General features: G+C 38.2%; 19 protein-coding genes. 16 read left to right on the forward strand and 3 right to left on the reverse strand.

The genetic code is table 11. From position 1 onward, the window contains the following. Positions 1–99 precede the first annotated feature (99 nt). From CSEC_RS08795 to CSEC_RS08805, 3 genes are all read left to right on the forward strand, one after another. A complete protein-coding gene (locus tag CSEC_RS08795) occupies positions 100–2223 on the forward strand; it encodes a tetratricopeptide repeat protein (RefSeq protein WP_041018064.1) in 2124 nt (707 codons plus the stop codon). A 76-nt stretch (positions 2224–2299) separates the two neighbouring features. Then, entirely contained in the window at positions 2300–3301 is a 1002-nt protein-coding gene (locus tag CSEC_RS08800; protein WP_041018065.1) for a glycosyltransferase family A protein, read from the forward strand. 124 nt (positions 3302–3425) lie between these two features. Next, on the forward strand, positions 3426–5186 hold the full coding sequence (locus tag CSEC_RS08805; RefSeq protein WP_041018066.1) for an ATP-binding protein: 1761 nt from the start codon (positions 3426–3428) through the stop codon (positions 5184–5186). 15 nt (positions 5187–5201) lie between these two features. Here the strand turns inward: CSEC_RS08805 and CSEC_RS08810 are convergent, their stop codons facing one another. After that, positions 5202–5480 (reverse strand): hypothetical protein, encoded by a 279-nt coding sequence (locus tag CSEC_RS08810; RefSeq protein ID WP_041018067.1) that lies wholly within the window; start codon positions 5478–5480, stop codon positions 5202–5204. 200 nt (positions 5481–5680) lie between these two features. On the opposite strand from CSEC_RS08810, the gene CSEC_RS08815 reads away from it, so the two are divergent. From CSEC_RS08815 to CSEC_RS08855, 9 genes are all read left to right on the forward strand, one after another. Then, positions 5681–6646, forward strand: a complete 966-nt coding sequence (locus tag CSEC_RS08815) for an AAA family ATPase (protein ID WP_041018068.1) — start codon at positions 5681–5683, stop codon at positions 6644–6646. 4 nt (positions 6647–6650) lie between these two features. Further along, positions 6651–7529 carry a DUF58 domain-containing protein gene (locus CSEC_RS08820; RefSeq protein WP_041018069.1) on the forward strand — a complete coding sequence of 293 codons (879 nt, stop codon included), beginning with the start codon at positions 6651–6653 and terminating at the stop codon, positions 7527–7529. A 102-nt stretch (positions 7530–7631) separates the two neighbouring features. Further along, positions 7632–8555: a hypothetical protein gene (locus CSEC_RS08825; RefSeq protein ID WP_154017671.1), complete on the forward strand. Its 924-nt coding sequence runs from the start codon at positions 7632–7634 to the stop codon at positions 8553–8555. An 18-nt stretch (positions 8556–8573) separates the two neighbouring features. Then, positions 8574–9587, forward strand: a complete 1014-nt coding sequence (locus tag CSEC_RS08830) for a magnesium transporter (RefSeq protein WP_041018071.1) — start codon at positions 8574–8576, stop codon at positions 9585–9587. 251 nt (positions 9588–9838) lie between these two features. Beyond that, on the forward strand, positions 9839–11281 hold the full coding sequence (gene sufB / locus CSEC_RS08835) for a Fe-S cluster assembly protein SufB (protein WP_041018072.1): 1443 nt from the start codon (positions 9839–9841) through the stop codon (positions 11279–11281). Between the two features lie 3 nt (positions 11282–11284). Continuing rightward, the gene (sufC, locus tag CSEC_RS08840; RefSeq protein WP_202593701.1) at positions 11285–12055 is read left to right on the forward strand and encodes a Fe-S cluster assembly ATPase SufC; all 771 of its coding nucleotides are present in this window, start codon (positions 11285–11287) and stop codon (positions 12053–12055) included. Then, positions 12052–13359 carry a Fe-S cluster assembly protein SufD gene (gene sufD / locus CSEC_RS08845; protein WP_041018073.1) on the forward strand — a complete coding sequence of 436 codons (1308 nt, stop codon included), beginning with the start codon at positions 12052–12054 and terminating at the stop codon, positions 13357–13359. The genes sufC and sufD overlap by 4 nt, the downstream gene beginning before the upstream one ends. Before the next feature lie 13 nt (positions 13360–13372). Beyond that, a complete protein-coding gene (locus CSEC_RS08850; protein WP_041018074.1) occupies positions 13373–14611 on the forward strand; it encodes a cysteine desulfurase in 1239 nt (412 codons plus the stop codon). 12 nt (positions 14612–14623) lie between these two features. Then, positions 14624–15547, forward strand: a complete 924-nt coding sequence (locus CSEC_RS08855; RefSeq protein WP_041018075.1) for an L-threonylcarbamoyladenylate synthase — start codon at positions 14624–14626, stop codon at positions 15545–15547. Here the strand turns inward: CSEC_RS08855 and CSEC_RS12790 are convergent. Next, a complete protein-coding gene (locus tag CSEC_RS12790) occupies positions 15544–16641 on the reverse strand; it encodes a leucine-rich repeat domain-containing protein (protein ID WP_053331944.1) in 1098 nt (365 codons plus the stop codon). The two genes, CSEC_RS08855 and CSEC_RS12790, sit on opposite strands and share 4 nt — an antisense overlap. Positions 16642–16683: 42 nt before the next feature. On the opposite strand from CSEC_RS12790, the gene CSEC_RS08865 reads away from it, so the two are divergent. After that, positions 16684–18093 (forward strand): carotenoid oxygenase family protein, encoded by a 1410-nt coding sequence (locus CSEC_RS08865; protein WP_053331945.1) that lies wholly within the window; start codon positions 16684–16686, stop codon positions 18091–18093. Between the two features lie 95 nt (positions 18094–18188). On the opposite strand, the gene CSEC_RS13445 is transcribed toward CSEC_RS08865, so the two are convergent. Beyond that, entirely contained in the window at positions 18189–18770 is a 582-nt protein-coding gene (locus CSEC_RS13445) for a hypothetical protein (RefSeq protein WP_237559231.1), read from the reverse strand. Between the two features lie 196 nt (positions 18771–18966). Here CSEC_RS13445 and CSEC_RS13145 point away from each other — a divergent pair, with 196 nt between their 5' ends. The 3 genes from CSEC_RS13145 to CSEC_RS08880 all read left to right on the forward strand — a co-directional run bounded on the left by CSEC_RS13145 (position 18967) and on the right by CSEC_RS08880 (position 20400). Continuing rightward, positions 18967–19158, forward strand: a complete 192-nt coding sequence (locus CSEC_RS13145; protein ID WP_161780979.1) for a hypothetical protein — start codon at positions 18967–18969, stop codon at positions 19156–19158. Then, positions 19143–19817, forward strand: coding sequence for an RHS repeat domain-containing protein (locus tag CSEC_RS08875; protein ID WP_041018076.1), 675 nt, complete (start codon positions 19143–19145; stop codon positions 19815–19817). The genes CSEC_RS13145 and CSEC_RS08875 overlap by 16 nt, the downstream gene beginning before the upstream one ends. Before the next feature lie 94 nt (positions 19818–19911). Continuing rightward, on the forward strand, positions 19912–20400 hold the full coding sequence (locus CSEC_RS08880; RefSeq protein WP_041018077.1) for an RHS repeat domain-containing protein: 489 nt from the start codon (positions 19912–19914) through the stop codon (positions 20398–20400). Positions 20401–20408 lie beyond the last annotated feature (8 nt).

Raw genomic sequence — 20408 nt, forward strand, 5'->3', positions numbered from 1 at the left:
GCTAACATGCGGCCATGTCGACAAAACTATTTACTTAGACATTAGATTTATTTAAGAAAGCAAGACACAAGAACCCTCACTTATGGGAGCGATTTTTACATGCGGAAACTTGGGCTTCTCTCACTTATGATATGCGGCGCCTTTCTTTCATTTTCCCTCGCCCATTTATTGCCAAAACAAATTGAAACACGAAAGCCTGAAATTCAAAAAGAAGTCAGGAAAGAGACGGGGCTATCCTCTGAAATGCTTTCAAAAAAAGCCACGGGTATCCGAGAAAGCTCTTTAAGTGAAGCCGCTGCTTTAGTTTCCCCTTTAAAGGAGATTGCTTATGTAGATGAGAGATTTATTAAAAATGAAGCTATTTCTCAAGATGAGCTTCTAAATGAAGCTACCGCCTCTTTTCAAGAAGGAAACTATAGCCAAGTTTTTAAGATTGCAAAAAAAGTTATGCCGGCAATTGAAAATAAAAGCGGGTTAAGCGAAAAATGGCTTCATCTTCTAATTGAAACAGCTTTTAAGCAAAAAGATGCCGTTCAACTTGCTATTTTTTATGACTTTCAAAATAAAGCTTTTAAAGACCATGAAGACGCCGCTCTTCTTGTGGCGAAAAACTACATTCAACAAGGGAATAGAGAAGGATTCTTTCAAATCTCGAATCTTTTTCCGGAAGATGCGAAATCCGATGAATGGCGTCTTTTGGAAAGCGATCTCTATCTTTTTGAAAATAATCGTCAAGAGGCGATTGACGTTTTAAAAGCCAAACATTTAAACGGAAAAATGGAAGTTGAAAGGCTTTTAAGACTTGCCCTATTTAACATTCGTATCAATCCGAAACAAGCTTGGATGCATCTAAAAGAAGCTCATTCTTTAGATCCTACAAATACAGAAGTCTTAAGCTATCAGGGAAAATTGATGGAGCTTGCAAAAGAACCTGAAAAGGCTCTATCCCTTTATTTTATGGCTTGGAACTTAGATCCCGATAACCTTAAATTAAGCGATCAGCTAGCGGATTTTTATTTAAGAAGAAAAGATTATGCCAGGTCGCTTGATATTTGGTCCCAAAATTTAAATGAGGAGACAGATGACCCGATTTGGATCAAGGCTCTCTTTTTTAGTAAAGTGGTAAAGCCAATTAATTTGCCGGCCAAACCCGAAAATGATTATTCCGGCTATAGTGATTACCTGTATTCTTTAAAGCCTTGGGAATTTTGGAATGAGCAAAAGCTGCAGCGCTTTAATCTTAAAAGTGAAGAGAAAGTGGAACAGTCGGCTTTCTGGCTAAAGCTTCTGAATGAGATAGAAGAGAAGAATGAAATAACAGCCTATAACCGTTTAAAAACAAATCCTTTCAAAAAGCAATCTTGGGTGCCGGAGCTTGAAATTGCTTTAAAGCAAGTCCTTTACCTTAGAAATAAGGACTCTTTAGAGCCATTAACCTATTCACAAGATGAAGAGAAATTAATAGCTGATTTAAATAACTCCAAAAGCCATCCCATTTTTCAAGAAATCAATCAAATAGCTAGAAATCAAATTTTTGTTTCAGAAGCTACCAAAAAGTTTATTTCGGGAAATCTTATTTTACCGTCTTTATTTTTAGCAGCCGGCTGGAAGGAAGCGGCTCTTGAATTGCAGCATGGTTCTTTAAAAACGGAAGAAACTCCCATTTGGGTCGCTCTCGCTCTTATGAAAGCCATCAAAGAAAATCATGGCCTCTCTAAAGCGTTAGCTTTTTCCAAGCAATTGCCGGATACGGCTGAAATAAGGCTTTTAAAAGCTGAACTTTTACTCGAAGAAGGACAAGCAGAAGAGGCTCTTTCGGCTCTTGATGGGTTGAACAATAAAGTTGGGGAAGAAGGAAAGAGAGCTGCGCTTCTAGAAGTTTTAGCTTATTTAATTTTGGGAGATGATCAAGCGGCAGAACACACTATCCATGACAATTCGCTTCTAGATAAAAGCATTGAAGGACAAGAAATTTTAGCTGAACTCGAATTTCGAAAAGGAAATGAGATGAAGGCTGAAGAAATCTACCTTAATATTGCTGATGGATCGATGGAAGCAAAATCATATCTTGCAAAAAAAGCCTATCAAAGAGGCAATCTTCAAAAAAGCCGTGAATTAACTTTAGAGCTTCTTGATAAAGATCCGGCAAATAGGGTCTTGCTTGAAAACTTGCAAAGAATAGAATGGCATTTAAACCCAGAGCAGGATGGCTTTTTCCCTTAATTTCATGACTTCTCAAAGATCTATTTATAGTTCTGATGACAGATTTTACCTATTTTCAAGAATGAAAAGGTGACTTATGCAACCTGGCATCTCTATTATTATCTTGGGTAGTAAAAATATTGAAAGGCTTGAGTTTACCTTTGAGTCCCTCGCTCTCATACAAGAAAACGAACCTTTGGATATTCTCTATGTTGATCAAGAATCAAAACCCTCTTTTCTTAATTTTGCAAAAAGTTATGGGGCGAGACTCTTAAAAATAAAAGGGGGAGATCCTCCGCTTGGCCTTGTTTTAAATAAATCCCTAGCCCTGGCAAAAGGAGAAGCCCTCTTTTTTCTTGAGGGGGGTGTTGCCCTTCATTCGCAGTTTTTTGATGAAGCCCTTCCTCTTTTGAGAAAAAAAAATGTTTTCTTAGTAAGAGGAGTTACACGCGAGCTTTACCCTGCAAGATCTTGTTTTTTAAGCTTTATTGATTCATGGGCCGTCCGCCACCCTAAGGATATTTTAGAAGCGTTATCTCAAGAGGCTCTTTTGAAGAAGTCGACACTCTTGGAATTAAAAGGGTTTAATCCAAGACTTGATAAAGCAGCTTTTATGGATTTTTACTTTCGGTCTAAGGAAAAGTATGAGGAAGAAGTGATCGAAGAAGAAATGGAACTTAAGTCATTAGATATCGAGGGATTCTTTGATTATTTAAAGTATTACTGGAATAAGGGAAGTCTTTTCGCAGAACTTATGATTTTGCATTCAAAAAAAGCAAAAAACCTCTTCCTTTTAGAAAAAGTGCGGTCTCTTAAATTGACCGCTATTTTTTCTCTTTTATTTTTTGGGTTTATAATTTTTGTTTATTTTAATTTTTCTTTTGTTTTTTGGGCCCTTCTTGGCCTATCGATCATGCTTTTTTTTGCCACGGAGTTTTATTTGGAAAACAAGGGAACGGACCTTAAAAACCCGATTACTCAATTCTTCTTCTTATTTTTGAGTTTTTTTAAACAGATTCCCTATCTTTTTGGTTTTATTTATAAATATATTAAGTATAAATCTTACAATAAATTAAATAAATTTACTGGAAGTAAGTAGTTTTGTTAAAATAAACCTAGATTTTTTGAAAATACAGAGAAGTTAAATAAAAATTTTAAAATATCTTCAATCATTCTTTACATTTATATATTAGAATTATCAAAAAACATTAATTTATGTAAGTATGTCACAGCTTAGTTTCAGACAAAAAATTTTCTTATCCTACGTTGCTCTCTTTTTGCTTTTTTTAGCGCTTCTTTTTCCTTTTGCGACCAAAACAGTCGATGAAATTGTGGCTAAAACCCTAACTGATAGAGCGGATGAACTTATCCTTAAATTAAGATCGGCCCCTAATAATGATGCTCTAATAAGGAGAATGAAAGATTCTAAATGGATGATTTTCTTTAGAGTCAGCATCATTACCAATGAAAGAAAAGTTTTATACGATTCCCATACAAAAAGGCTGCTAGGTCCAAGATTCAGTCAAGAGCAAGTCATTGACCATCCGGAAATTAACCAGGCCTTTCATGAAGGTTTTGGTTATTATGAGGACTATTCCGAGCTATTCCAGCAAGAATTTGCCTATCTTGCAAAAGCCTTTGATTTTCATGGCAAAACCTATGTTTTAAGGGTGGCCTTTCCCTATAAATATGTGACTGCTTTGACACGGGACTTTGAAATAGGCTTTTTAGCCCTTGCGACAGCTGTTCTCTTACTTTTTACCATCATGACCTGGTTTATTATTAACCATTTGACAAACCCGATCCAGCAGATCATTAATGCCGTCAGACCTTATCAAGAGGGTTCTCAGAAAACGATTCCTGAAATTCGTATAAAATCAACAAATACTCAAGACGATTTTGGAAGGCTTGCCAACACCTTGAATTCGCTTTCTCAAAAGATTCAAAGCCATATCAATAGTTTGACAAGTGAAAGAAACGAGAAAGAGGCAGTTCTTGAGTCTCTTATTGAAGGTGTAATTGCCGTTGATGACAAGCTGAATATTAATTATGTAAATAATATGGCGCTTAAATTTATCGGGGAGAAAAAACAGGACTTAATCGGAAAACCTTTTTTAGAAGTAGGTAAAGAGCATTGGCTTCAACTTTTAAAAGAGTGCCGAAATGAAAAGTCCTCAAAACTTTTGACAGAAGAGATGTTTCTTGAAGGAAGAAAGCTTTATTTAGATATCGTCGCCTCTCCAAAGAAAGAAAATGGGGGCGCTGTCCTTGTGATTCAAGATAAAACATCCCATTATAAGATGCTCGAGATGAGAAAAGATTTTATCGCAAACGCCTCGCACGAGCTTAAAACTCCGATCACCATTATCCGGGGTTTTGCTGAAGCGCTTCACGATAACCCTGAATTGCCAAGAGAAACGACAGAAGAGGTCACCCAAAAAATTCTTAAAAACTGCGAAAGGATGACTCATCTTATTAAAGACCTTTTAACGCTTGCGGATATTGAGCATTTACAAGAATCGCGTCTTGTGCCCTGCAACTTAGCTGACCTTGCCGAGTCTTGCGGATCAATGCTTTTAGAGGCACACCCAAGCGCTGAATTTACCCTTAACTATAATAAAGAAGATGATTATGAAGTGAAGGCGGATGGCCAGCTATTAGAACTTGCTATTATTAATTTGCTTGAAAACGCTGCCAAATACTCAAACCCTCCCGCAAAAATCACTTTGTCGCTAAACCGCTTTGATGACGTTATTGAGGTTAAGGTCAAGGATCAGGGAATCGGGATTCCAAAAGACGACCTTGAACATATTTTCCAACGTTTTTATACAGTGGATAAAGCGCACTCAAGAAAAATGGGCGGGGCAGGTCTTGGGCTTTCCCTTGTTGAAACCATTATTCAAAAGCATCAAGGTAAGATTGCGGTAGAATCAGAAGTCGGCAAAGGGACCGAGTTTACGATCACCTTGCCTGTCCATCGATAAAAAAGTACTTTTCTCTTACAAAAGCATTAGGGGAAACAGTATCGTGAATAAAAAAATCGCGGCAATCAATCCAAGAATCAAAAAAGGACCCCCGCTTGAAGAATGAATGTATGTTGTTCTCCCTGAAAGAGGGTAGGTAGAGTCATAATAACTAACAGGCGGCGGGCTGTAAGGACGGCTTGATACGAAAACTGGGCTTACGTGAACAGGTCTTGCAGGACGTTCGTCCGGAACATAAACAGGCGTCCCTCTACCTGATCTTGACCCGGGGATAACATGACCATTACCAAACATAAATAAACCTCTTTTTATTACTAATTATTACTATTTTCGAAAATCTTCGAGCTATCTCTAAACTTTAATTAGTATTCTTATTTTTTTCTATAGATTTATCTTTATCGCTTGCGCTAACTTGAAAACTAAAGTATACGAAAGGTGAAATAAATTTTAGATTCATTTGTAAGTTTAATAGCCTATTTTTACGGACTTTGTAAATGCAGACTGATGAAACCGATCTTTCTTCCCATTTTGAAAATGCCAGAAAGGAAATGGCTAAAGTCATTGTCGGCCAAAAGCATGTGATTGACAATTTATTTATAGCACTTGTCTCTTCCGGGCATGTTTTACTAGAAGGGCTTCCCGGCCTTGCAAAAACATTGATTGCCACAACGCTTGCCAAAGTGGTTTCCTTGGAATACAAAAGAATTCAATTTACCCCGGATCTTTTGCCTGCTGATTTAATCGGCCAAACTATTTTTAACCCGAAAGAAGGCACCTTCAGCATAAGGAAAGGGCCGATATTCACAAATGTACTGCTTGCCGATGAAATTAATCGTGCCCCGGCCAAAGTTCAGTCGGCCCTCCTTGAAATTATGCAAGAGCGGCAAGTAACAATTAGCAATGAAACCTTTAAAGCGGGCTCTCCCTACATTGTCCTTGCTACGCAAAATCCAATTGAACAAGAGGGAACCTACCCGCTTCCTGAAGCTCAACTAGACCGATTTCTTTTGAAAGTTAAAATTGATTACCCTTCTATAAAAGAAGAAAAAAGTATTTTAGAAAAAAACAAGCTGAAAGAGATCCCGAAAGTTGAAAGTATCTTATCTAAAGAGACGATTTTAAAGGCTCAAGACGTTGTAGACAATCTTTATATCGATGAAAAAATCTTAGACTATATTTTAAGCATTGTTTTTGCGACAAGAGAGCCTAAAAAATACAACCTTAACTTGGAGCACCTTATTCTATATGGCGCATCTCCAAGAGCTAGCATCGCTTTAAAAAATAGCGCTAAAGCAAATGCTTTTTTGGCAAATAGAAATTATGTAACACCCCTTGATGTTAAGCAAGTGGCGTACCCTGTTCTTAGACATCGTTTGAGAAGAACTTATGAAGCTGAAGCCGAAGGGGTCACACCCGATCATATTATCGATGAAATATTAAAAAAATTGCCTGTGCCTTAAAGCTATGGAAGGGGAGCTAAAAAATCTTTTCGATAAAATTCAACGCCTTAAAATTGTCGCGTCCAAATTGGCCGATGGTTTTGCTGCAGGCGCTTATAAGTCCGCATTTAAAGGCAAGGGTGTCGAGTTTGAGGAAGCTCGGGAATTCCAGGAAGGGGATGATTATAGGTCGATTGACTGGAATGTCACAGCAAGGCTCGGCACACCATACGTCAAACTTTATAAAGAAGAAAGGGATCTTCCTGTTTTTCTCTTGGCCGATATCTCTTCCTCCATGTTTACCGGAAGCCAAGCGCTAAAAAAAGACACGCTGCTTGACGCAGCAGCCCTGATTAGTTTTGCCGCTTTAAAAAATAACGATAGAGTCGGTTTGATTGCTTTTGCAGATGAAATTGAATATTTTTTGCCCCCCGGAAAGGGAACCAGGCATACTTTAAGACTCTTACGGGACCTTTATTTAATGGAACCTAAAACAAAAAAAACAGATGTTAAAAAAGCTCTTTCCTTTTTAAGCAAAGTTTATAAAAAGAGGGCGATCTGTTTTCTTCTCTCAGATTTTCATTTTCCGGTGCCAATGAAAGAGCTTGCCCCTATTGCCATCATGCATGACTTTACAGCTGTTATTTTATCCGATCCTTTAGAAAAAACCATTCTCGATGCCGGGTTAATCACTTTTAAAGATCCGGAAAGTCAAAAAGATGTCCTTATTGATACAAGCAATAGAAATCGAATTAAAGCCTATGAAGAACAGGTAGAAAAAGATCTTAAGGAATGGAAAAGAGCTTTAGGCAAATCTTCTGCGTCCTGGGTTGAAATTGACACAAGAACGCCCGTTGAGAAACCTATGCGCCAATTTTTTGAAAAGCGTAAGATCAGGCATTAAAAAATGGGTAAATACAAATTTTTTAGCCCTTTTTTGTTCTCTATCCTGCTTTCGTTTTCCCTTTTTAGCGTGGAGAATAAAGATTTTTCCCTTTTGATAAAGATGGACCGAAAGGAGGTATCGGTTTTTACCCCCTTCGAGGTAAGCCTTGCGATTTCCCATCCGGAAGGTTGGAAAGTTAATGAGAAACATTGGTTTGAAATTTTGCGTTTATTCAAGGAAATGATTCCAGATCTTAAAGTACGGGATATAGAAAAACTTAGTGAGACAAAAACTAATGTTATTTACAAAATTCAACTTGAGGCGGAGTCTCCCCATGAAATTAAGGCCTCCTTTGGGGTAATACCTTTCACAAATAGTGAAGGAAATGCAATCTTTATAGCTTCGCCTTCCTTCAAAGTAAAAGCCAAAGAATCTGATTCAGCTTTTTCTCAAGAGATTGAAGGTTTCTACCCGCTTTCTCAAAATCTTCCTCTTGAAATAGATAAAGAGATTAAGAGGTTAGGTCAGGGTCAGGATAGAATTACAGCAGATACGAAACTTTTTATCGAAAATAAAAAAGAAAAGAGAAGGTTTGTTTTCCTATCGCTTTTAACTCTTGCCCTTCTTGTCTCCTTTCTACTTATTTATGCGTTTGGGTTTTTTAGAAGTTTTAGTAAAGCCCCTCTGAAACAAGAAAGCCCGCTCTCTTTAAAAAATAAGCTCTTAAGGAAAATCCATCGCCTTAAAACGATAACCTTAGAGTCTAATGAAGACACCCGTCATTTTTACAGCGAAATGACGCAACTCTTAAGAGAAGCTGCCATTTATAAGGGGAATTTACTTGCCTTATCTCAAACTAAAGAAGAGTTTCTAAGTTCCATGAAAGACAAAGCAGATGAGAGTGAACTTAGTTTTCTCGGCCGTCTTCTAGAAAGCGGGGATCTTGTTAAATTTGCAAAAGGAGCGCTTCCCCGGGAAGAATGTTTAAATGATTTGAATATATTGGAAAAATGGATTAATAAACTGTTTTACGGGAAGAACTAAATCATAAGTGTTTTCGCCATGGCCGTTAACATCTATAAAGAGCTTGAGAAAATCGACTTTAATAAGAAAGTCGGTTCTTTGACAGATGATGGCACCCTTTTTCTTGAACATGAATGGACAATTGATGAAGCGACAAACTTTTTAAGGAATTTCCCCAAAAGATCTGAACTGCGCTGGTTTTATGTATTGGACAAGGAAAAAAAATTAAAAGGTGTCATTTCTTCTCATAATCTTCTGCTTGCAAAGTCTTCAAATAAAGTTAGAGACATCATGGATGAAAGCCCTATCTCCATAAAAGCAGAAGATTCCTTAAGCCACGCCATTCATACGATGAATGAATTAGAGCTGCTTTCCTTGCCGGTGATTGATCATACAGGCGCCTTTCTTGGAATATTCGAAATGCAAGCAACGCCTGAAATCGGTAAAAAAGAATCTCTTAAGAAGAAAAAAATGATTTATGGAGACATCTTTCAGATGATCGGTCTTTCTGTTGAAAAGGCCGATTCCAAAGGTGTATTTTCCTCCTTTTCTCATCGAATTCCTTGGCTTATTGGAAATTCTCTTGCCGGGTTTGCGTGCGCTATCATTGCGGGTCTTTATGAACATGTCCTTCAAAAGGCCATTATTTTAGCGACATTAATCCCCCTTATTCTAACGTTGAGCGAGTCGGTTTCCATGCAAGCTATGACTTTAAGCCTTGCGATCCTAAAGAAAAAAGAAATTCCTTGGAAAAATCTTTTTTTTAGAATCGGCGAGGAGTGGAAGACGACGTTTCTTCTCTCCATTGCAGCCGCTTGCTTTGTAAGCTTAGCGTCCTATTTTTTCTTAGGGTCAAGACTGCCTTATCTTGTGGTTTTCGCAACCATTATCCTCTCTATGTTTATTGCGGCAACTTTTGCCGTTTTAGCCCCGATTATCGTTCATAAATTAAAATTGGACCCGAAAATCGCCTCAGGCCCGATAGTTCTTGTTTTTGCTGACATTATGACTACTTTTGTCTACCTTTATCTTGCTAGTATCTGGCTTTTATAGATCGTCCGGATTTGACAAATCGTTCCATAAAAATTTATAATAAAACTTGGTAAAAGACGACGGTTGCAATCTGTTTTTTCACATTCTTAAGCTCCCTGAAGCTGCCCCATTTTAAAATTTCATTCTTTTTGTGGTAAATTTTATCAAAATTTGTTAAGTTAATGGGTCTTAGTTAAATAATTATTATTAATAACTACCTTCTTTCAATATCTAAAGTTTTTCGTTAAGAAGGTTCATTGAAAGGATAGCCCATGTCGTCAGAAGGGTCGATGAAACAGGCCAATGAAGAGTATAAGTACGGCTTTACGACCGAGGTGGAAACAGAACGCCTTGAGAAAGGGTTAAACGAGGGAATCATACGCGAGATCTCAAGAATTAAAGGAGAGCCCTCATTCCTACTCGACTTTAGATTAAAAGCTTATCGCCGATGGCTTGAAATGGAAGAGCCAAGTTGGGCAAACGTTAGCCATCCCCCAATCGATTATCAAGATATCTGTTATTACTCAGCTCCAAAGAAAAAAGGGCAAATTAATAGCCTGGATGAAGCGGACCCCGAAGTTTTAAAGACCTTTGAAAGGCTTGGAATCCCACTCGATGAGCAAAAACGTCTTGCGAATGTGGCGGTTGACATGATCTTTGACTCTGTTTCTATCGGCACAACTTTTAAGAAAAAGCTTGAAGATGCAGGCGTTGTTCTTTGCTCTATTTCAGAAGCGGTTAAAATCTATCCCGAACTTGTCGAAAAATATTTGGGAACTGTCGTTCCGATCGGGGATAACTTTTTTGCAGCCTTGAACTCAGCTGTTTTTAGCGATGGCTCCTTTGTCTATATTCCAAAGGGGGTTAGATCTCCTATGGAACTTTCAACCTATTTTAGGATCAACGACAAAGAGTCCGGCCAATTTGAAAGAACCTTAATTATTGCCGAGGAAGGCTCTTATGTAAGCTATCTTGAAGGTTGCACAGCGCCGGCTTATGATAATAACCAGCTTCATGCCGCGGTTGTTGAATTGATTGCTCTAGACCGGGCTGAAATCCGTTACGCGACTGTTCAGAACTGGTATTCCGGAAATCCGAAGACAGGCGAGGGCGGTGTTTACAATTTTGTCACAAAAAGAGGTAAATGCGCCGGTAAAAGGTCTAAGATTTCGTGGACGCAAGTGGAAGTTGGCGCTGCCATTACCTGGAAATACCCAAGCTGCATCCTTCAAGGGGATGATTCTGTCGGAGAATTTTATTCGATCGCCCTGACAAACGGCAAAATGCAAGCCGATACAGGAACCAAGATGATCCATCTAGGTAAAAATACTACCTCCACTATTATTTCAAAAGGAATTGCGGCCGACCATTCTTCAAACAGCTACAGGGGGCTTGTAAAAGTGGCTCCTAAAGCTACGGGAGCAAGAAACTATACCCAGTGCGATTCCATGCTTGTCGGCAACTTATGTTCTGCCAACACCTTTCCTTACATTGAAGTTGGCAACGACAAGTCTGAAGTTGAACATGAAGCCTCGACATCAAAAATGAATGAAGATCAAATTTTTTATCTGGAATCGAGGGGTATCGATACGGAAAGCGCGATTAATCTGATTGTCAACGGCTTTTGCAAGGAAGTAATAAGCGAGCTTCCAATGGAATTTGCCCTTGAAGCGCAAAAACTTTTAGCTATAAAACTCGAAAACTCTGTAGGTTAATCCATGGCGACCCCCATTATTGAAATAAAAAACCTAGCCGCTGAAATAGACGGCAATTCCATTTTACAAGACGTTAATCTGACGATCCATCCCGGTGAAATTCATGCCATTATGGGTCCGAATGGAGCCGGAAAGTCTACTTTAGCAAAAGTCTTAGCCGGACACCCCTCTTACGAGGTGACAAAAGGCGAAGTCCATTTTAGAGGCAAAAATCTTCTTGAGCTATCACCCTCGGAGCGCTCCCATCTTGGCCTTTTTATGAGCTTTCAATACCCTCTTGAAATTGCAGGCGTCACTAATTTTAGATTTCTTGAAACGGCCTACAATGCCCATCTTAAGGCTAAAGGGCTTAAAGAAGTGACAAAACCCGAATTTGAAAAGTTTTTGGAAGAGCGTATGGAAATGATGGAAATTAGACCGGAATTTCTAAAAAGAAGTTTAAATGAAGGTTTCTCAGGGGGGGAGAAAAAACGAAATGAAATCCTCCAAATGTCTATTCTAGAGCCTTATCTTGCGATTTTAGATGAAACAGACTCGGGGCTTGATATTGATGCCATGAGGATTGTGGCATGCGGCGTTAAAAAACTCATGAGCCCTGAGAGATCGCTTGTTTTAATCACCCACTATCAGCGTTTACTAAATTATATCCAACCGCAGTTTGTCCATGTGATGCTTGATGGCAAGATTGTGGAATCAGGAGGCCCTGAACTTGCTTTAACCTTGGAAGAGCGCGGTTATGACTGGCTTGAGAAGGGAGAGGAAGTAGCCGAATGATGACGCAAGGACAATCCCGGGAAGAAATATTTTTAGACAATCTTGAGCGCATTTATAATGAATATGTGGAAGGCGATTCGCTCCAGCGTTTTAGAGTTAAGGCCTGGGATCATTTTCAGGAACTTGGCTTGCCGGAGAAAAAAGATGAGCCTTACCGTTACATCAAGCTCCGGGAGCTTTTTTCTAAAAATATTGTAGCTTCTTTTCCAACCGAGCGTAAAGAACAAGATATCGCCCCTTTTATATTTAAAGAATGCGAATCTTCTTGCATCGTTTTTATCAATGGCTTTTTTAGACAAGAGCTTTCAAAGCTTGAGGGCATCCATGACCAAGTTGTCATCTCTCCTCTCTCGAGGGCCACAAGAACCTATGGAACTTTTTTAAATAGCCACTTTGCGAGAACGCTGAAAGAAGAAACCGATCCTTTTGCAGCTTTAAACGCAGCCATGCATAAAGATGGCGTCTTTATCTATGTACCCCCCGGCATCCAATCGAGGACGCCGATTCAAATTCTTCATGTCATCGATACGGAAGAGTTCCCGATGCTTGTAACCCCAAGGCTCCAAATCTTTTTATCTACGCAAGCAGAAGCCGATTTTCATGTTTCTTATGCTTCTCTTTCGGGAAAAGATTATATTATTAATGGAGTCATGGACTTTGCCCTTGAAAACAATGCCCAGACAAAAATTTCGTTAAGTTCTTTTAATTTAGATGAATCTGTTTGGCATTTAGATGCTATTAGAGCTCACTTAAAAAGGGACTCCAAATTTACAAGCTATACAGTTAATAATTGCAAGGGTGTTGTAAGACAGGATTACCGTGTCACTTTAGCTTCTGAAAATTCAGAATGCGCGATTGATGGCGTTGCGTTTTTAGATGAGAAAGCGGAAGGCCATGTGCATGTTCTTGTTGATCACCAAACGATGAATTGCAGGTCAAGACAGCTTTTTAAAAATGTGCTTAAAGATTTTTCTAAATCCAGCTTTGAAGGTAAAATATTGGTCAGGGAAACCGCCGATGGCACAGATGCTTTTCAGCTTAATAACAACTTACTTTTAAGTGAAAGAGCTCATGCGGATAGCAAGCCTAACCTAGAAATTTTTGCAGCTGATGTCAAAGCCTCCCATGGAGCCACTATTGGCAGATTGGATGAAGAAGAGTTGTTTTATCTTGAGTCTCGAGGATTAAGCAAGGATCTGTCCAAAAATATACTTATCGGAGCTTTCTTGAAAGAGGTGGTTGAAATGATTCCTCTGGAGTCTTTAAGATCTCTTTTAAGCAACCAAGCAGACAATTATATCTAATAGGTCGAATATTATGGAAAAAGCGGTAGAGCTTGATCTTAAGCTTAAGCATGCAAGAGAAGATTTTCCTATGCTATCAAAAACGATGCATGGAAAGCCGCTTGTTTACTTGGATACGGCTGCAACCGCTCAAAAGCCGAATACGGTCATTGACGCTATCGACGATTTCTATAGAGACCACTATGGGACTGTTCATAGGGCGGTGTATGAGCTTTCTACCTTATCGACCGTAAATTACCAAAAGACAAGAGAGAAAGTTCGGGATTTTATTCATGCAAAAGAAGCGCATGAGATTATTTTTACAAGAGGAACGACAGAATCAATTAATTTAGTCGCCTACTCTTTTGGCAAAGCATTTATTAAACCCGGCGATGAAATTCTAATCTCCGAGATTGAACACCACTCAAATATCGTTCCCTGGCAGATTATGGCAGAAGATAGGGGAGCGATTCTTCGTGTGGCCCCTGTAAATGATTTAGGGGAACTTGATCTTGACGCTTTTAAGAAAATGCTAAATGAAAAGACTAAACTTGTATCTATTGCCCATATCTCAAATGCCCTAGGAACTATCCATCCCGTTAAAGAAATCATTAATTTAGCTCATAAAGCCGGAGCTAAAGTTTTAATTGATGGAGCGCAAGCTAGCGGACACATGACAATTGATGTTCAAGATCTTGATGCGGACTTTTATGTTTTTTCAGGACATAAGCTTTATGGGCCGACAGGGATTGGGATTCTTTATGGAAAAGAAGCGCTTTTAGAGGCTATGCCTCCTTATCAAGGCGGGGGTGACATGATTCAATCGGTGACCTTCAAAAAGACAACCTACAATGTGCTTCCCCTAAAATTTGAAGCCGGGACGCCAATGATCGCAGAGGTCATAGGGCTTGGCGCGAGTATAGATTACGTCTCAAAAATTGGGCTTGATGTCATTTCAGAGCATGAAAAAAAGCTTTTGGAAATGGCTACAAAGGAATTGATTGCCATCCCGCATTTGAAAATAATAGGACAAGCGCGAGACAAAGCCGGCATTATTAGTTTTGTTCACGATAAAGCCCATTCATTAGATATTGGAACTCTCCTTGATTTAAAAGGGGTGGCCATAAGAACCGGGCATCACTGCGCGCAACCTGCCATGAAACGCTTTAATGTTGAGTCTACGGCAAGAGCCTCTTTTGGCCTTTACAATACTCCTGAAGAAGTCCTCTATTTTATTAATAGCTTAAAAGACACTCTTCGTCTTCTTTCTTAAAGGTTTTTTACTTTGCGTATCCCTGTTAGCCTTGCCATAGAGTTATTAAATAATGAAAAAGTTGTCGGGCTGCCAACCGAAACCGTTTATGGGCTTGCTGCAAAAGCCTCATCAGATGAAGCTATCAAAAAAATATTCGAATTTAAAAAAAGACCTCTCGATAACCCTCTAATCCTTCATGTCAGTTCAATTGATGAAGTTAAAAGGTATCTAATAAAAGATGAAAACACTTTTTATGACCTTGCCAAAGCGTTTTGGCCAGGGCCTTTAACTCTTGTAATGCCGGTTATTGACAAGCTGATTTCACCTTTGGTTCGAGCCAATTTGCCGACGGCTGCCTTTAGAATGCCATGTCACCCTATCCCAGTTGAGATTATCAGGAGTTTGGGGCCGATTGTAATGCCATCCGCTAATTTATCGGGAAAGCCATCCGCAACCTCCTATGAAGATGTTGAAGAAGACTTTGGCGAAGATTTTCCCGTGGTTGATGGCGGACGCACTCTAAAAGGGATAGAGTCGACCATCCTTGTTTTAAAAGAAGGGGTTTGGGAACTTGGAAGAAGAGGGTCGCTTTCTTTAGAGTCCATAGAAAAAGTCCTCGGGTATAGCCCAAAACCAGCTTCTGACAAGAAACTTGTTTGCCCGGGCCAAAAATACAGACACTACGCTCCAAAAGCCTCTCTCATTCTATCTGAAAAAAGACCTGATTCAAAAATTGAAGCGGTTTTAGGGTTTAAAGACAAAACCTATCCTGATGATTTAAACCCTCTTTACCTTTCAGACTTAAACTCGCCCGCTGAGGCTTCTAAAAACTTATATCATCTCTTAAGACTTCTTGATAGAAGAGGCTATCAATCAGTTTGGGTCGACATGGATATGCCAAAAGGCGGGCTTTGGGATACTCTTCGGGAACGAATTCAGAAAGCCTCTTCCTAACAGACCACTTTTTTCATTATTTTTTTAAGCTTTTGCGGTATTTTATTAACCTCAAGATCGCAGCTGAAAGCAGTTAAAGGGGAGTTTATGCCTATTTTATTTGGCAATGCCTTTAATTGATTCGAGTGCAAATCAAGCGTTTTTAAACAAGTCATCGAAGAACAGCACGTTTCAGAAAGGGTTTCAATCTGATTATGAGAAAGCATGAGGATTTCAAGTTTTTGAAAACGGCAATTAAAGCTTTTGGGCACTTCTTTTAAAAGGTTATGTGAAAGACAAAGAGAAACTAAATTGGGCCAATACTTTCCAAAATTTGGCGGCAGTCCCCTCAGTTTATTATGGGAGATAAACAAATACTTTAAGCAAGATAACTTGTCACCCCAGTCAACGGGTATCGTTTCCAACAGATTCCCTCTTAAATTGATTTTTTCAAGTTTTGGTAAAGCAACAAATAGATCCGGGCTCAGAAAAGTTATCTGATTATTTTTTAGATCTAAAACCTTTATCCCTGTAAAAAATTGTATTTCTTGGGGTATTTCAGTAAGTCCGATTCCGATTAGTTCTAATTTTTCAATAAGAGCGAGTTTTGATTGATGCTTGCGAAACCATCTTCTCATAAGAAGATGTTGATCCAAAGCTTTTGATCTTTTAAAAGTGGACGAATTCATTAATTCAGAGGCCTCTTCTAGATCTTCCCTTTTTGCTAAATGAGTAAAAAAGCATTTAAGAGCCTCCATTCCTTCCAAACTGGAGCTGATTCTTGAAACGAAGTGAAGACTTAAATTAGGGTTGAAACCGAAGTCAGTGATCTTTGCCAAGGCTAAATTCAGACGTTCTTGCTTGGTTGAAACCTCTTCTTGCTTTCCAATCATCCTTCTACAAAAATTTTGCAAAATGGCATTTTTTCCAATCGATTGAGAGACTAATCTACTGTCAATCAGGCAAGATCTCCAAAGCTTGCATACTTCAACACTTCTTAACCAATTGGCTTCTATAAGAATCTTTTGCGTAATTTCATCCGGAAGTTTATGAAAAGGGGATAGGGAAAATGAATTTTCTGAATCTTTGATTGAATACCCGTTTGAAACAGACATTTGTTTAAGCCTTTTTATTTATGGTGCTTTTAAGGGATAATAGTGAGCAATTTTTTTATAAATGGAAATGAAGTTTTTGTTGAACTTGAAACGGAAGTTTCTAATGTTCCTCTAGAGCTTAAAGGAACATTACCTGAGTGGCTTCAAGGATCTTTAATCCGAAATGGACCGATTGATGTGGCGGTTAATGGCAAACCGTTAAATCACTGGTTCGATGGGCTTGCGATGCTCCATGCTTTCAATATAGAAAATAAGAGAATCGGTTACAGTAATCGTTTTTTAAGAACCGCTGCTTATAACCAAGTCTTTGAGAAAGGCTCTATTGATTATTTAGGTTTTGCAAGCGACCCATGCCATTCTCTTTTCCAAAAGTTTAAGACCTTCTTTTCTGAAACTCCTGTGTTGCATAATGCTAATATTAACGTTGCCAAAATAGCGGATTCTTACATCGCTCTAACAGAGATTCCTTTGCCTGTGAAATTTGATGTAAAAACGTTAGAGACTCTTGGTGTCTTTAATTATGAAGATCATTTGCCTAAAGATAAGTGTTGGGAATCGGCGCATCCCCACTTCAATCCGGTTTCTAAAGAAGTCATCAATTACTTAATTGAATATGGCCTCAAAAGTTATTACACTGTTTATCAAATCGACCCCTTATCCTCTGAACGACAAATCCTCTCAAAAACGCTTGTTAAAAGCCCGTCTTACATGCATAGCTTTTCAATTACTGAGAATTATATTGTGCTTGCGGAATACCCGTTTTTAGTAAAACCGCTAGAGTTTCTGATAAGTAGCGTTCCTTTTATCAGAAATTTTGAATGGAAAGAAAAGTTAGGGACTAACTTTTTAGTGATTTCAAGGAAAACCGGGGCAATTAAAGGGGAGTATAAGGGCGATTCGTTTTTCGCATTTCATCATGCTAATGCAAGAGAGACAGAACTTGGGCTCTCCTTAGACATTGTCACCTATAAAGACGCCTCCATTATCGATGAGTTAAGCGACTATGGCAACTTTAAGCCAATAACAAATTTACCAAAGCTTGAAAGATTCCATATCTCTTTCAATAGCCCTCACATCGAAAAAGAAACCCTTTTAGACTTTGCCGTTGAGTTTCCTCGAATTAATGAGGCGTGGGATGGAAAAGATAATCAATTCCTCTATCTTATCGACCCAAAAGATTGGGAAGAAGAGGGCGCTGCTATTTATAAATTCGATTTAAAATCTAAAAAATTATCTGAATGGAAAGAAAAGGGATGCTTTCCGGGAGAAGCCCTATTTGTTGCCAATCCTAAGGGTGAAAAAGAGGACGAGGGCGTCGTTTTATCAGTTATTTTTGATAAACGGGATCATTCCTCATTTCTTTTAGTATTGGAAGCTGAGACCTTTAAAGAAATAGCCCGGGCAGAAACCCCTCATTTTATCCCCACTGGGCTTCACGGGCAATTTTTTTAATTTTGGATATTATATTAATTTGCTTTTAATCGCAAACTTTGGAATTTTTAATATCTTAGCAATGCTCAATTTTCATAATGAATTAAACTTAAATTTTAAGGCTCACATTCTTCTATCAGTAAACTTTCATAATATTCTTTTTGAGCATAATGGTACTCACACCACATGAGTTTATTCTCGATATATTCCCATTCGTCAAGGCAGTTTATACCATAGCTGCAAAGCAGGGTCAATAGACCGGAAATTAATTTTGACTGCGGGGTACCAGGTGCAATTGTTACAAAAATAGCTGCGAAACAATTTTGAGCTTTAATTCTATAGTCAACTTGAGGAAGCCACCAACATCTATCCTTTGCGTCATTGAAGGTTCTTTTTGCATTCTCATCATGAAATTCAATTTTACGTATCAAAAAGTCGATTTGCTCTTGGCTCCATTCCATTTCTGGATTTTTAAAAAGTACAGAATCTTCTTTTCTTTCCAAATAGGAAATGAAATCTTTTGTGCTCATGCTTTTCAGATCGACTTGAGAGGCCTCTAAGCTTGTAGCTAGAAAATGTGCGCAAATAAATGCAAAAATAAAAAAAAGACAGTCTCTTAGTTTGTTTTTTTGAGGCATAAGTATCCTAAAAATAAGTAATGCAGACACGCTAATAACTTCATTTTGAATGGGAGACATTCGTCACCTCATTATTAAGCTTCATTTCGTGCAATGGATTATTTCACATCATTATTTTATTAACACTCTTTTCTTTAGCAATATTTTCATAGTTTTAAAAGAAACTCTCGGTAATTGATTATCGAATCAATATAATTATTTGGGCCGTATCACAAGCTTAAATCTTCCAGATGACTCCTCGATCGACTATGATTATATGGCGGGGCAACTGTTTAAAGTCACGAGATGCAACTCCAATCATCGCCAAAGTTATCAGTATCAGGTTGATAAATATGCCCTTTTCGGCAGACTTATTAAAGAAAGCCAACCTCATCTGACACTAAGCTATAAGTATAATAAAATGGGTAAACTTGAAAGCACAAGATCAGATAATTGGTCAGAAGACTAACTTACGACAGGGCTGGTAATATAATCCAAAAAGAAACTCAGATCGAACACAATACTCATCACGAAAATTTCTCTTATGATGAGCTTTATCAATTAACTGAGGAAAAAGGGTCTTTCACAAATAACTATAAATATGATGCCTTTAATAATCGTCTTCAAAAAAATGACGAGCTTTATGAGATTAACGAGTTAAATCAAATAGAGTCTAAAGGGGATCATACTTCTTATAAGTACGATCTTGATGGGAACTTAATCCAGATCGAACACAATACTCATCACGAAAATTTCTCTTATGATGAGCTTTATCAATTAACTGAGGAAAAAGGGTCTTTCACAAATAACTATAAATATGATGCCTTTAATAATCGTCTTCAAAAAAATGATGAGCTTTATGAGATTAATGAATTAAATCAAATAGAATCTAAGGGAGATAACTCATCTTATAAGTACGATCTTGATGGTAACTTGACCTATCAAGCGAAAGGCAATGACACTTGCACATATACCTATGATGCTCTTGGCAGGTTAACTTCTTATAAATGTAACGGAATTGAAGCCTCTTATAGTTACGATCCTTTTAATCGAAAGCTTTCCAAAACAGTTAAAGATTCCAATGGAAACATCGATTATGAAAAATATTTATACTGTTTTGATAATTAAATAGGGTCTTTTAACTCTAAAGGAGAACTATCTTCTTTTAGAGTTTTAAAGAACCCTGCAGCTGAAGATTACAAATCCACTCTGGCAATAGAGCTTGAATCAGGCTCTTGCTACTATTAATGACCATAAAGGATGCATTAGCTACCTTGTTGACATGGAAACAGGAGAACTTGCAAGTAACATTCAATACAATGCCTACGGAAATCAAAAAAACGTCTCATCCAATATCAAATGCCTTCCTTGGGGTTACTCAAACAAGCGCTTAGATCATGAATCTGGGCTTATATTCTTCGGTAGACGATACTATGACTCTGAAGAAGGACGCTGGATAACCAAAGATCCCCTTAGAGACAATGACGGACCCAACCTCTATGCCTATGTCAAAAACCAGCCTCGAACCAACTTTAATGCCTACGGTTGTTTCGGCGAATACTATTTTGAGCACCTAGACTTCTTAACCGATATTTCTCAAGATTACCCCTCTAACTCAATTATGAAGATGGATTGCTTTACCAAAGCAATGAATGAAGCAGGCCCTAATAATTTAGTTTTTCTTGATTATGAATCTATTCTTTTCGAGTAAAGTAAAAA

Origin of the sequence: Criblamydia sequanensis CRIB-18, assembly GCF_000750955.1 — a bacterium.
Taxonomy (GTDB): domain Bacteria; phylum Chlamydiota; class Chlamydiia; order Chlamydiales; family Criblamydiaceae; genus Criblamydia; species Criblamydia sequanensis.